At 29.0% G+C, this 14,070-nt stretch carries 13 protein-coding genes; 8 read left to right on the forward strand and 5 right to left on the reverse strand.

All coding sequences use genetic code 11. The annotated features are described in order from the left end of the window. Positions 1–84: 84 nt before the first annotated feature. Positions 85–957 (reverse strand): helix-turn-helix domain-containing protein, encoded by an 873-nt coding sequence (locus BN38_RS05315; RefSeq protein ID WP_044565939.1) that lies wholly within the window; start codon positions 955–957, stop codon positions 85–87. Positions 958–1,240: 283 nt separating this feature from the next. Between BN38_RS05315 and BN38_RS05320 the strand changes: the two genes are divergently transcribed. From BN38_RS05320 to topA, 8 genes are all read left to right on the forward strand, one after another. Further along, positions 1,241–2,515, forward strand: coding sequence for a radical SAM/SPASM domain-containing protein (locus BN38_RS05320; protein ID WP_044565940.1), 1,275 nt, complete (start codon positions 1,241–1,243; stop codon positions 2,513–2,515). 261 nt (positions 2,516–2,776) lie between these two features. Next, positions 2,777–4,372, forward strand: coding sequence for an ATP-binding cassette domain-containing protein (locus BN38_RS05325; protein WP_044565941.1), 1,596 nt, complete (start codon positions 2,777–2,779; stop codon positions 4,370–4,372). Then, positions 4,369–5,736, forward strand: a complete 1,368-nt coding sequence (locus BN38_RS05330) for a B12-binding domain-containing radical SAM protein (RefSeq protein ID WP_044565942.1) — start codon at positions 4,369–4,371, stop codon at positions 5,734–5,736. The genes BN38_RS05325 and BN38_RS05330 overlap by 4 nt, the downstream gene beginning before the upstream one ends. 858 nt (positions 5,737–6,594) lie before the next feature. After that, a complete protein-coding gene (gene ylqF, locus BN38_RS05335; protein WP_044566379.1) occupies positions 6,595–7,431 on the forward strand; it encodes a ribosome biogenesis GTPase YlqF in 837 nt (278 codons plus the stop codon). After that, on the forward strand, positions 7,428–8,051 hold the full coding sequence (locus tag BN38_RS05340) for a ribonuclease HII (protein WP_049944448.1): 624 nt from the start codon (positions 7,428–7,430) through the stop codon (positions 8,049–8,051). The genes ylqF and BN38_RS05340 overlap by 4 nt, the downstream gene beginning before the upstream one ends. After that, positions 8,048–8,395: a YraN family protein gene (locus BN38_RS05345; RefSeq protein ID WP_044565943.1), complete on the forward strand. Its 348-nt coding sequence runs from the start codon at positions 8,048–8,050 to the stop codon at positions 8,393–8,395. Before BN38_RS05340 ends, BN38_RS05345 begins: the two co-directional genes overlap by 4 nt. Beyond that, positions 8,385–9,476, forward strand: coding sequence for a DNA-processing protein DprA (dprA, locus tag BN38_RS05350; RefSeq protein WP_044565944.1), 1,092 nt, complete (start codon positions 8,385–8,387; stop codon positions 9,474–9,476). Before BN38_RS05345 ends, dprA begins: the two co-directional genes overlap by 11 nt. 4 nt (positions 9,477–9,480) lie before the next feature. Next, entirely contained in the window at positions 9,481–11,535 is a 2,055-nt protein-coding gene (gene topA / locus BN38_RS05355; protein WP_044565945.1) for a type I DNA topoisomerase, read from the forward strand. A 24-nt stretch (positions 11,536–11,559) separates the two neighbouring features. On the opposite strand, the gene BN38_RS05360 is transcribed toward topA, so the two are convergent. The 4 genes from BN38_RS05360 to mscL all read right to left on the reverse strand — a co-directional run bounded on the left by BN38_RS05360 (position 11,560) and on the right by mscL (position 13,988). Further along, on the reverse strand, positions 11,560–12,222 hold the full coding sequence (locus tag BN38_RS05360) for a hypothetical protein (protein ID WP_044565946.1): 663 nt from the start codon (positions 12,220–12,222) through the stop codon (positions 11,560–11,562). A 1-nt stretch (position 12,223) separates the two neighbouring features. Further along, positions 12,224–13,078, reverse strand: coding sequence for an ATP-binding cassette domain-containing protein (locus BN38_RS05365; protein ID WP_044565947.1), 855 nt, complete (start codon positions 13,076–13,078; stop codon positions 12,224–12,226). After that, positions 13,071–13,442, reverse strand: a complete 372-nt coding sequence (locus BN38_RS05370; RefSeq protein WP_044565948.1) for a GntR family transcriptional regulator — start codon at positions 13,440–13,442, stop codon at positions 13,071–13,073. The genes BN38_RS05365 and BN38_RS05370 overlap by 8 nt, the downstream gene beginning before the upstream one ends. Positions 13,443–13,574: 132 nt before the next feature. Next, a complete protein-coding gene (gene mscL, locus BN38_RS05375) occupies positions 13,575–13,988 on the reverse strand; it encodes a large conductance mechanosensitive channel protein MscL (RefSeq protein WP_044565949.1) in 414 nt (137 codons plus the stop codon). Positions 13,989–14,070 lie beyond the last annotated feature (82 nt).

Below are 14,070 nucleotides of genomic sequence, written 5' to 3' on the forward strand. Positions count from 1 at the left end.
CTATTTTGCAACATCCCTTTTTTATTAGCAAAAGCAACAAATAAAAATTTCCTAAGCATATAACTTAGGAAGTTTAATAATTATTCAATATGATATGTTAAATTTTTCCTTTGAGTTTTTTAATATGTATGAATAAAGCTTTTCATCTGTCTTCTTACTAACTTCTAGAGCTGTTCTAGCGTACTTTTCGTAAGGTTTAGATAAATCATATAAGATAAGAGCTTTAGTATAAAGCATAACCGCTGATGTTGGGTTACTAGAATTAAGATTAATAGCTTTGTTTATATAGTCTAAAGCTATTTCGCTTTCTTCTAAAATATAGTATGTGTTAGCTATATTATGAAATAAAATAGAATTTAAATCATTATCATAAATATTAGAATCTTCAATAAATTTATAAATTCTTAGTCTTTCAGTTGCTTCCATATCTGTGTAAGCATAGTTCATAAGTATCCTATAATCTATATTACTGTAATTATTATTTTCTAAGTTTTTTAAATCAAAATTACAGCTGATATTTAAAGCATCCAATAAGAGCTTTCTTTTAAGAATTAAATCATCCTTCACTTCTATACTATTAAAATACAAAATCAATTTCTGAGCTTTAATTTTTATTATTTCCCTATCAGTTTTATTTTTTATATCTTCTAATGCATGTATTTCTTTTGATTGACTGCTTCCGTGAAATCTATCTTTCCTATTTAGGGAATTAACTATTTGTTCAATATTATTTGAATCTTCAAATAATATATTAAAATATTCTTCTACTAAATCAACATTTAAAACTGATGAAAGAATCTCTAATTTATCCAAATCAATATTGGCCTTACCAGTTTCCATCTCAGATATAGTTTTTACATTTATATAGGATAGTTCTGATAGCTTTTGTTGAGTAAGCTTTCTAGATTTTCTAATTTTCTTTAAAAAATAAGCAAAATTATAGTTTACTGAATTCATATTAATAACCCATTAAGCAATTATATAATATATACATTTTTTTGTCTATAGAAAAATTGTATATAGATTAAAAGTCTTTAAGTTGTTATCATTATTAAAAAATGGAGATGAATATGACTAGAAAACAAATAAGAAGAATTATATTAAGTTTCATATTGGTATTGAATTTTTTATTAACTTTAACATATAATGATAGGAATGGCGAAACAATTTATTTATGTCATAATGCATACGAAATATAGAGTATCAAATTAAATTGTTAATTTTAAACGTGGGAAAAAATATGAAGTTATCAAGATATACTCAGATTATAGAAATTAATGACGATTGTTATGCTGTGTATAATAATATATACTTTGAGATTAAATATGTAGATAAAAGTTATTTAAAAAGAATAATGAAATATCAAGTTAATCTAGACGAAAAGAATGATTTACTTAACAAATATATTTATGTAAGTGATGACGATATAGATAATTACCTATATACAATTTTATTAAATAATTTTGAAACAAAGAGAAATTTAAAGACACTATATGTTATTCCATCAGCAACATGCAATATGAAATGTGATTATTGTTTTGTTTACAAAAATAATTACATAAATAATGATGTTTTTAAGATGAATAGAGAAATGTCAGATGTGCTTATTGATAGGATATTTGAATATATTAATACAAATTCTGAAGAATTCATACTAATATTTTATGGTGGGGAGCCTTTAACTAATAAAAGAGAATTCTTTTACATAGTAAAAACATTGAGAGAAAAAGGTTTCGCTTATAAAATATCTATGATCACTAATGGAACGCTTTTGGATCAAGAAACAGTGAAATTTCTTTCTGAAAAGAATGTGAGTATAGGTATCTCTGCAGATGGTCCAGTAGGAGTTAACGGCAGAAAAAAACATGGTGGTTCAGTTTATAATGGTGTATTAGAAAAGATTTCTTTGTTGAATGAAAATAAAATAGATTATGGATTATCACTTACTATTACAAATGAAGTTCTAAAAAAACAAAAGGAAGTTATGTCTTGGAATATTAGGCGTGATGTCAACAGTATCAATTACAATATGCTACATTTTTGGGGTGATAATTATAATTTAGATTATATAAAAAAATATTACAGAGATGCTACTAATTTTATTATAAGGAGTTATATTAACAGTTCAAATATATATGATGATAGAATTCATAGAAAGTTAGAGTCCTTCTATAATAATAATTTTAACTATGCCGATTGTTCTGCAATGGCTGGGGAACAGCTTACTGTTTCATATAATGGAGATGTGTCTATATGTAACTGTGATTTTAATGACAAGGGTAGTTACATTGGGAATATAAAACAAAATAATTTTGATAATTTGATACAAATAGAAAATACAAAATTTAATATTAAAAGAAATAGTCCTATATATAACGGAATTTGTATTGAATGTTATGCTCTACCAATATGTGGTGGGGGATGTTATAAACAATATAGTGATAGACAGATTGATGAAGGTTTTTGTATACATTCAAAATTAATTATGGATTATTTACTGCAAGCAATTATATAGCATTCTAATAAATTTTTATGCCGACCTATAAGAAGAAATAAGGAGAAATTATGACTAGTGAAGTAATATTAGAGAAAAAAATAAGCAAAAAGAAGATTATAAAAATAAGATGAAAATTATTAAAGTAACACCAATGAGGAATTGTGCTTGTAATAATTGGCAGACACAAGGAAAGATAATTGATATAATTAATCTTAAAAAAGCAGAGTTAATTAATAATTAATAAGTATAGGTCGGCATAAAAATTTAAAAAGAGGGCATATGTTAAAAAATATTTCTAAGTTAGTTAGTTTTAAAGAAAAGATATTACTAATACTAGCTATTTTTTTGGGATCATTATCTCAAGTATCAATAGCTTATTCATTTTCACTGCTTACAAATATTTTTACCGAAAATGGGAATATAAATTCGGTTGAACTTGTAAAAATCATTTTATTAATAATAATTGCGCTATCATTTGCAGGTTTTAATTATATATATGTTGGTTTAATAAGAGAAGATATATGTGCGGAAATTAGAAAAAAATCATTTGAAAATATAATGAGCTCAAAATCTTCATATATATCTGAAAAACCAAAAGGGTATTTTTATAATGAAATTTTAGCCAAAATAGATATGTGGAAATTTAGGTATTTGGATAGTTGTATAAATATAGCAACAGATGTTTTATCTTTGCTATGGGTTATTATTTTAATTTCAACAATTGATATTAGAATAAATATATTCATATTAGTTTTTATTCTACCATTAGTGATAAACAATATAGTATTTCCTAAAAAAATGAAAAAAACAACTCTTAAAAGTATGGAAGAAAATACAAGTTTATTAGAATTTATGAGAGAATATTTAGAATCTATTTTGATTATAAAGAATAATACTTCGTACGAAAGATCTATGGAAAAAGTTGACCATGTTATAAATAGAGCTAACAAAGCATCTAAAAAAGATCAATTTTTAGGAAACTTATCTGCTTATTTCGCTAATACAGGAGTAACTATTTCGCAGGTTTCCTCAATAATTATAAGTTTTATTTATTATATGAAGGGATATATAGATTTTGGCATTTTTATGACATTTATACAGTTATCAGTCTATATACAGCAACCGGTGATTTCAATAATAAATTCCTTAGTAGGTATATCTACAGTTAAAGAAATAAATGAAAATTTGTCTCAAGTATTAGAATTAAATACTGATAATTATAAAAGTACTATGAATATTATTGAAAGTATAAAATTAGAAGATGTAAATTATCAGTACAGCGAGTTCGAAAAGGTGTACGAAGAAAATTTAAATATAAACTTTGAAAGTAATAAAAAGTATCTTATAAAAGGTGAAAGTGGAAGCGGAAAGTCAACTCTCGTAAAAATTTTAATGAAATATAATGATAATTACATAGGATCAATAAAATTTAACAACATAGAATTAAAGGATTTAGAGGATAAGGATATCAATAGTCAAATAATATATGTTCCCCAGAATCTATTTATATTCAATCAATCTATCAGAGAAAATATAGATCCTCTATTAGAGCATACTGATAGAGCAATACTTGAAGCAATAAAAAAGGTGAATCTTTCCTATATACTTAATGGTGAAGGACTTGATAGAGTTATAAATCAGGACATTAACTCTATTTCTGGAGGAGAAGCTTCGAGGTTATATATGGCAAAAGTACTATTATCAAATAAAAAAATAGTAATAATAGATGAGATTCTTTCAGGATTAGATTATGAAAACTCTATTAAAGTCGAAGATGAAATTTTGAATTTAGAGGGAAGAATGGTTATACACATAGCTCATAATAGTAATGCGTTATTTGAGGGTAGGTATGACAAAAAAGTAGAATTAAAATGAAGACAATAATAATAGATATAGATGACTTAAATCCGAACAATAGAGAGCAAATGGATTGTGAGATTTTCATTCTAAAAGATAAGTTGAATATAGATAATGTACTAAGAGTTTCAGATACAGTTAATGAATATTGTAATAGATACAAGAATGATGAAGTTCTTGATGATTTTTTTAGTAAGTATGGATTTGTTGATTATGATATCTATGTACATATTACGTATAGAAACGTTTTAGATGCGATTTACCTATATTTTAACTACAAATCAGATAATAATATAGTATTTTTTGGGAATTACTTAAATTATATATATCCTAATCTGATTAATAAATTTGATGATTTGAATTTTGTAATAATAAACTTTCAGGAAGAATTTGATTGTAAAAAAATAATAAGTCAAGTTAACTCTAAAGAGTTATCTTTGAATACGTTTAATGGGTGTCCTTATAAGTGTGAATACTGTAGTTTGAACATTCCTTATAGAAATTATGAGAACTATGATGTTGATTATAAAGAAATAAATGAGTGCCTGAGTGGATCTAATATAGAATCCGTATTTTTTTCTAATGAATTATTTTTTAAAAATGAGAATGATGTGAAGGAATTTATAAAGACGAAAAATAAGTTAAATTATGAGTTCTCATGTAGCCTTAGAGCGGAGCTATTAAATAAAGAAATAATTAACTTATTGAGAAAAGGAAACTGTAAATCTATTTTTCTTGGTATTGAAAGTGGTAGTCCTAAGATTAGAAAATATTATAGAAAGCAAATAAATACAAAGGAACTTTTATATAATATTGATTACTTAATTAAAAATAAAATAAATGTTATTTGTTCATTTATAATATCCGATCCAAGAGAATTAGAATGTGACTTAAATAAAACAATAGAATTAATGTGGAAAATAAAAAATATTGAAAAGAACAATAAATATAATGCTTTAATTATTTATGAAATAAATAAAATTCAATTTTTCCCAGGATCAGAATTAACAAAAAAATATTATAAGTCACTTATACCTGATTATTACAATTTTAATACTAAGTATGCTAATAATAGTGTTTACGATATATTAAACAATAAGTATTTATTAACAAATTATTATAATATACAAAAAAATATTGATGGTTCTGTTGATCGATTTAGAAATTTGTTGGAATATTTATTTAATACATATGTATATATAGATAAAAGAATATTAGCCGATAAATTAATTATAGAAAGTCATTATTTATTAAAGTTTTTAGTTAAATTATCTAAGGAAAATAATGAGCAAGTCAGAAAACTATTAGAATTACATAATTCCTATGTGTATGGATATGAAGAGGAAAAATACAATATTTTCTCCTCATTGTATTATAATTAATTAAATATTAATTTTTTTGACTTCATCATACTAATCCTACGTCAATCCCATAATACTTTGTAAATTAATCTATCAGAATATTATCTTCTACATTCTAATATATAGCTATGATGAAGTTAACAAATTCTCGTTATTATCAATGAGAATTAGTCTACATGTGCTTTCAAATTTGTAATTAGTTGAATAGCTGATTGTTTAATGGGAATATTATTATAAATTTTTACGTATTATAAATTTTTAATGAAATCTTTCTATAAGACTATTATGAATTATGGCATTATTGGATATTCAAATGCATCCTAATAGTATTTATATTTCGTTTATGTTAATAAACTTTGTACTTCTCCTAATTTGTTTTGCTACTTAAGATCATTGTACTAGTTCGGGATCAAATGACTTTTTTTACACAATTATATGAGCTTTATAAAGACTTTCTTAGTGTCTTAGATAAAGAAATCAAGAACCAAGATGATCTCTACATTATAAGCTAGCTTATGATATAAAATTACAATAACTGTAACTAATGGAATTTTTATTGAATACTCATCTTCTAATAGAATAAAAACTATAAACTTATATCAAAATATAGAGTATTTAACGAATAAACTGGAAATATCACACGTAAATTTTTTATATATCAAATCATATAGAATTATCTATTATGAATGATAAGTTGCATGGATAAATGATGGCATGTTACTCAGAAAATAATATTATAAAAATAATTTAAGTGTACCAATTATAGCAGATGAGCTTAATAACTGGTACACTTTTTAAGTACTACAAATAAGCTATTTCTAGATAAAAAACAACATATTATGTATAATAGATTTAGTAAATAAGGAGAAAATTATGGCAATGAATATAAATTGGTATCCAGGTCATATGAAAAAGACTAAGGAAGATATAGTAAATAATCTAAAACTTGTAGATATTGTCCTTGAAATTATTGATGCTAGGATACCTAGGTCAAGTAGGAATCCTATGCTTGATGATATTATTGGTGATAAGCCTAGGATAATTATAATGAACAAGGCTGATCTTGCGGATAAGGATATTACTAGTAAGTGGATTGAGGATTTTAAAAATAAGGGAATTTCTGCTCTTAGATTAAATTCCAAGGAAAATATAAATGCTAAAAAAATCTATGACTTGGCAAGAGAATCTTTGAGGGAAAAATTTGATAAGCACAAAGAAAAAAACATAGAAAATCAAACAATCCGTATGATGATTGTAGGAATACCTAATGCAGGCAAATCAACTTTTATAAATAATATAGCTAAAAGGAAGGGTGCCAATGTAGGTAATAGGCCTGGTGTTACAAAAACTAAGCAGTGGATTAAGACCAATGCCAACATAGAATTATTGGACACTCCAGGAGTTTTGTGGCCAAAATTTGACGAAGAAACAGGATTAAACCTATCCTACACCCACGCAATAAAAGATGAGATATTAAATATAGAAGATCTTACCCTCAAGTTTTTGGAAAAGATGAAGGAAGAATATCCAGCAAATATAGAAGAACGATATGGAGTAAATCCAGAAAAACCAGCCTTAGAAATCTACGAGGATATTGCTAGAAAAAGAGGAGCTGTTACAAAGGGTGGAGACTTTGACTACACTCGTACAGCTAATATAATCCTTACAGATTTTAGAAATGGAAAACTTGGAAGAATTAGTTTGGAAAGACCATGAAATATTCAGACTATAACGAGAAAATCAAAAAAGAAATCTATGAAAATTATAATTTGATTGCAGGCATTGATGAAGTGGGCAGAGGTCCTCTAGCAGGGCCTGTTGTAACCTGTGCTGTTATTATGAAAAAGGATTCTCATATAGAAGGCGTTACAGATTCCAAAAAACTTAGTAGAAAAAAGATGCTAAGTCTTAGAGATGAGATTTTGGAAGATGCCATAGAAGTATCCTATGGCTATGCCAACAACAGACTGATTGATGATATAAATATCAGGCAAGCAACTCTTCTTGCAATGAAAAATGCAGTGGAAGCTTTGGAAAACAAACCAGATATACTGCTCATAGATGCAGAAAGAATAGATACAGAAATTCCCCAGCTAAATATTGTAAAGGGAGACCTCAATGAATACGCCATCTCCTGTGCATCAATACTTGCCAAAATCAGAAGAGATGATATTATGATCAACTTTTCAAAAATATACCCACATTATTCTTTCCAAACTAATGTAGGTTATGGAACAAAAAAGCATTATGAGGGTCTTGAAAAGTATGGTCCAACACCCATTCATAGGAAAAGCTTTTTGAGGAAATTCTACCAAAAACAGGAAAGTTTTCTATGAATGAGAAAAGAAAAATAGGTGATTTTGGCGAAGACTTGGCTGTAAGCTATATGACTAGTAAGGGTTATGAAATTCTATGCCGTAACTATCTAAAACCCTATGGAGAGATTGATATAATTGCCCTAAAAGATGATATAGTTTGTTTTGTCGAAGTCAAAACTCGTAAGTCATCCCAATTTTCCTACCCTAGAGAAGCTGTCAACTACCACAAACAGCAAAGGATTATCAAGGCTAGCCAGATGTATATGATGGAGAATAATATCAATAACTACTTGATGAGATTTGATGTTGTGGAAGTTTTAACTGAAAGTAGAAAGATAAACTATATAGAAAATGCATTCTAAATATACCGATAGAGAAATTATTTTATATTTAAATTACATATACTTGGACAACAGGCTTATTCATATAATCTATGAAAGAGTAGGCTTTAAGGATTTACTTGAAAGATCAAGAATTGACTTAGACTTTATACCTGATGTTTCCTATGAGAAAATTGTATCTAATAAAAATTTGGAAAGTTTCAAGTCTTATAATGAAAAAGTTCAAAGATATGGCTATACATATGTGACGTTTCTTGATGATGACTATCCAATCAACTTAAGATACATAGATGATAGGCCGACCTTGCTTTTTTATAAGGGAAGGCTGGATAGGGAAAAAGACAAGAACTCCATTGCCTTTGTAGGTGCCAGAAAGTGCACTGATTATGGCAAATGGGCCTGCAAAAATCTTAGCCAAGACATAAGTAGGGCAGGAATTACAACTGTTTCTGGTCTTGCCTATGGCATAGATGCTATGTGTCACAAGTCGACTTTAGAAGTAGCCGGTAGGTCTATAGGAGTGATAGGTTGTGGTATTGATAAAATTTACCCCAAACAGAATAGGAAATTGTACCAGGCCTTAGAAGAAGATGGACTGATTTTATCAGAATTCCCTCTAGAAACTGAACCAAGATCCTACAATTTCCCAAGGAGAAATAGGATAATCTCCGGCATATCTCTTGCTACCGTTGTCATAGAAGCTAAAGAAAAATCAGGTACTATGATTACTACAAGGTGTGCTCTTGACCAAGGCAAGGAAGTATTTGCAGTCCCTGGAAATATTAATTCTATATATTCTAGAGGTACCAATAAATTGATCCAAGAAGGGTCCAAGCTTATTACTTGTGCTGATGATATCTTAGAAGAGTTGGACTATCTATTGGAATATTCCAATATTAAAAATGAAATAGATTATTCTCACCTTGAAAAAGATGAACTAGATATAGTAAAGTATATCGAGGAAAATCCAAATTCCTCAGCAGATATATTATCAGCTGAACTTAAGATTAAGATTGATGAAATAAATTATCTTTTAACATCACTTGAGTTGAGAGATTTTATTGAAAATATAGGAAATAATGAATTCACAGTAAAGAGGTGAAATTTTGGTAAAAAATTTAGTAATAGTCGAATCCCCAACCAAAGCAAAATCTATAGCAAAGATGCTTGGTAGCAATTACAAGGTAAAAGCTACCGTAGGCCACTTAAGAGATTTACCAAAGTCAAAATTCGGTGTTGATATAGAAAATAACTTTGAACCAGAATATATCAAGGTTAGGGGACGAGCAAAAACTATAAATGAACTTATAAAAGAAGCAGGAAAGGCAGACAAAGTTTATCTGGCAACTGACCCGGATAGGGAAGGTGAGGCTATAAGCTGGCATTTGGAATATCTTTTGGGCCTAGATCCAAAGGAAAAAATTCGTGTAGAGTTTCACGAGATTACCAAAGAAAATGTAAAAAATGCCATAAAAAATCCAAGGCAAATCGACCAAAACTTGGTAGATGCCCAACAAGCTAGACGTGTCATGGATAGGATAGTGGGATATGAGATAAGTCCAATCCTTTGGAAGAGAGTAAAATCAGGGCTTTCTGCAGGACGTGTCCAATCTGTTGCACTTAAACTAATTGTAGATAAGCAAAGAGAAATTGACGCCTTTGTGCCAGAAGAATACTGGACAATAACAGCAGATCATAATGTAGATAAGATTGATTTTACTTCAGAGTTTTATGGCAAGCCTAGCAAAAAAATGAAAATATCAAATGAGTCAGGTGCTAATAAGGTTCTTGATAAAATTGATAAGGATTCTTTTAAGGTTGTTGAAGTTAAGAAGACAAAGAAAACTAGAAAACCACCAAAGCCATATACCACATCAACCCTCCAACAAGATGCATCTAATAAACTAGGTTATTCAACCAAATATACCATGCAACTTGCCCAACAACTCTTTGAAGGTATTGACGTAGGTGAGGGTTCTGTCGGTTTGATCTCATATATGAGAACTGATGCTACTAGAATTAGCCAAGAAATTGTAAATGAGTCTTTAAATTATATTAATCAAAAATATGGCAAGGAATATGCAGGCAGGGGCAACACCCACGCTGGTAAGAAAAAAGGTAGCCAAGATGCCCATGAGGCTATTCGTCCTACATCTATTTATAGGGACCCTATTTCTGTAAAACAGTACCTATCAGACCCACAATACAAGCTATATAAGCTAATATGGACTAGGATAGTCCAATCACAAATGACAGATTACGAGTATCTATCAACTAGCGTATCCTTTGATAACAATGGATTGATTTTTAAATCCAACGGTAGGATAACAACTTTTGAAGGTTTTAACAAGATCAATCCAGGATTTGAAGATCAAAATATATTGCCAGAGCTAAAAGAAGGCGATGTGATTTCTGGCAAAAAAATCGAAAAAGCCCAACACTTTACAAATCCTCCAGCAAGATACACAGAAGCTAGCCTTGTAAAAGTATTGGAGGAATTTGGAATAGGCCGTCCATCTACATATTCTGCAACTATCAACCAAATAGTTAATAGAAACTATGTAGAGTTTGAAGGAAGGTCAATATATCCTACAGAACTTGGATTTACAGTAAATGATTTCTTGCAAGAAAACTTTGACGATGTAATAAACGTCGAATTTACTGCTGAAATGGAAGACCAACTTGATAAGATTGCTGACCATGAAATTTATTGGAAAGATGTACTATCAAATTTCTATACTGGTTTTGAAAAGGATATGAAAAATGTCAAAAAAGATGATACAGACTACAAGGTCAAAGATAAAATCCTTGATGAGAAATGTCCGAAATGTGGAAGTAATCTTGCCATAAAACACGGTAGAAACGGCAAATTTATTGGTTGTACAAACTTCCCAGAATGTGATTTTACAAAATCAATTGTAAAAACAACTGGAGTAGCTTGTCCGAAATGTAAAACAGGGGAAATTATAGAAAAGGTAAGCAAGAAAGGCAAGAGATTTTACGCTTGTAACAACTACCCAGACTGCGACTATGCTTTATGGGATCCACCAACAGGAGATAAATGCCCAGAATGTGGAGAGCTTTTAGTGCACAAGAAAAATAGAAATGTAGATGAAATACGCTGTGAAAATTGCGGATATATCAAAGAAAAAAAGAGATGATTGTCGTCATCTCTTTTAAATTGCCTAAAATCTAGCATCCAACTTATTTATTATATAAAATCTAAGGACTTGACCTATTATGAAAAGGGCTATTGATAAGTACATTTTACTTATTAAAGTAATATTCAATATATTTCCATTTAGAAATAGGGCAAAGGCAAAGATAATTCCAAAGGCAGAACCAATAATTGGACCTACTTTAAATATGTATGCAATAGATCCACTAATTAAAGATATACTAGATATGCCAAGGACAAAGTTTATAATAAAGCTAGGACTTATAATTTTACCGAATGCTCCTAGGATTTTATCATAGACACTTGATAAGAGAAATTTAGGCACAAGATACATTAATATGCCTGCTAGTATCAATATAAGTATATCATTTAAAATAAGCCCTAAAGCTATGTCAGATCTTTTGTTACCTAGCTTACTTGCTAGAGGAAAAGTTTCGCCAAGTGATTGGGCCTCTCCTATGGCCAAAGTGACGCATACTGCAAAAAGTATCATTGCTGCTATAATTATTTTAAAAAACTCTGGCAAAGATACACCTTCTTCAGCCATTACTGTTTTTGCCAAAAATATGTATAAAAAACCTAGTCCTATTAGAATGCCTATTATAGCACCAGCAAGGTTTTTTGAGTTTTCTTTTATTTCTGCTCTTAATACTCTATTAATTCCGCTCATCTTATGCCTCCTTGTTAAATGCTTTAAACAATTCTTGTAAGTTCATACGATCTACTCTTGCATTTAATCTTCCTAGTTCTTCACTTGTAAAGTCATCATAAACCATAACTACCAACTGCTTACCGACTTTTTTGTAAGATAAAATATTTTTATTCTCTAAGAATTTTAAATGGTCTTCATCAATAGTAATCATATAAGCCTTTTCTTCTATGAATTCAACGGTTTCGTTTAATGCTACTTTTGAATCTTTTAGAAAGATTATATCTGTAACAACCCTTTCTATGTCTGAGAGTATGTGTGATGAAACCATGATCAAAGATTGGTCTTGTTCTTGGTATTCTATAATTTTTTTATAAAACTTATCCCTATTTATTTCATCTAGACCATTTGCTGGCTCATCTAAGAAAATTATTTTTGCGCCAGTAGAAAGACCAATAATACTCCTATAAAGCCCTTGATTACCATAGGATAATTTGTTGTATCTGGTCTTTTCATTTAGCATAAAGATATCCATCAGCTCATCATATCTTTTTTGATTGAACATAGGGGCGAGGATCTTAATAGTTGATGTTAGAGATTTTAATTTGCTAGCCTGCTGCATATCAGATATAAACCCATCGCTAATGAACACCAAATTTTCTTTAAAAGTCTTATCATTTTTTATATTTGATCCATCAATAAATATTTCTCCCTGATAACTTAGTATTTGATCAGACAAGATTTTCATCAAAGTAGTCTTACCAACACCATTTCTGCCTATAAGTCCATAGATTTTATTATCCTCTAGACTAAGATTGATTTTATCTAGAACGATATTATTGCCATAGGACTTGCTTACATTTACCAATTTAATCATTATCCTGCTCCTTTTTGTAAAGCTTCTCAATTTCTATTATCAATTCTTCTTTGCTAATTCCTAACATGGTCATATTTTTAATTAAATCCGGCAAAATATTACTTATGTATTCATCTTTCCTTTTATTTATAATAATTTTTTTTGCATCTTGAGTTACAAACATTCCCATGCCTCGCTTTTTGTATAGTATTCCTTCATCAACCAGAATATTGAGTCCTTTTCTTGCTGTTGCTGGGTTTATAGAATAAACATTAGCAAACTCAGTTGTGGAAGGGGACTGGTCATTTGCTTTTAAATAACCATCTAAAACTTGATTTTCTACAATTTCTGCTACTTGTTCGAATATTAGTTTGTTAGAATCCATCCATATGGCCTCCTTATTACTTAGTTACTTGAGTAACTAGGTGCTTATACTTAAATTATAACAGGTAAATGATTATTGTCAAGAAAAATTAGCAAAAAAAATAGAACCACATTTGTGGTTCTAAATTATTACTTAAAGTACGTGAGCGTGTTCGTTATGGTAGCCTTCAAGTTCACTTGTGCAGTTTGGACATCTTGTTGCATCGATTGCAATTTCTGATTTACAGAATGGACATTCTTTTGTAGTTGGCCCGTCAGAAACTGGTTCTATCTTATTCATTGATTTAAGAATAGCAAATAGAACAAATGCTACAATTAAGAATGTTATAATGGCGTTGATTAAGTTACCGAATTTTAATGTAGCTCCACCAACATTGACAACTAAGTCCTCAAAATCTACTCCTGCAGTAAGTCCTGTAATGATTGGCATTAGCAAATCTTCTACTAGTGAGTTAACAATTGCAGTAAAAGCAGTACCCATGATGATACCAACTGCCATGTCAAGGACGTTGCCTTTTTGAATAAATTGTTTAAATTCTTTTAGCATATAAAACTCCTTTAAAAATTTTTATCATAATTACTATAGTATTATACCTCAAAATTTGACTATTAAACATTATTTTAATATT

The sequence above is a fragment of the Anaerococcus provencensis genome (assembly GCF_000312365.2).
Lineage (GTDB): Bacteria > Bacillota > Clostridia > Tissierellales > Peptoniphilaceae > Anaerococcus > Anaerococcus provencensis.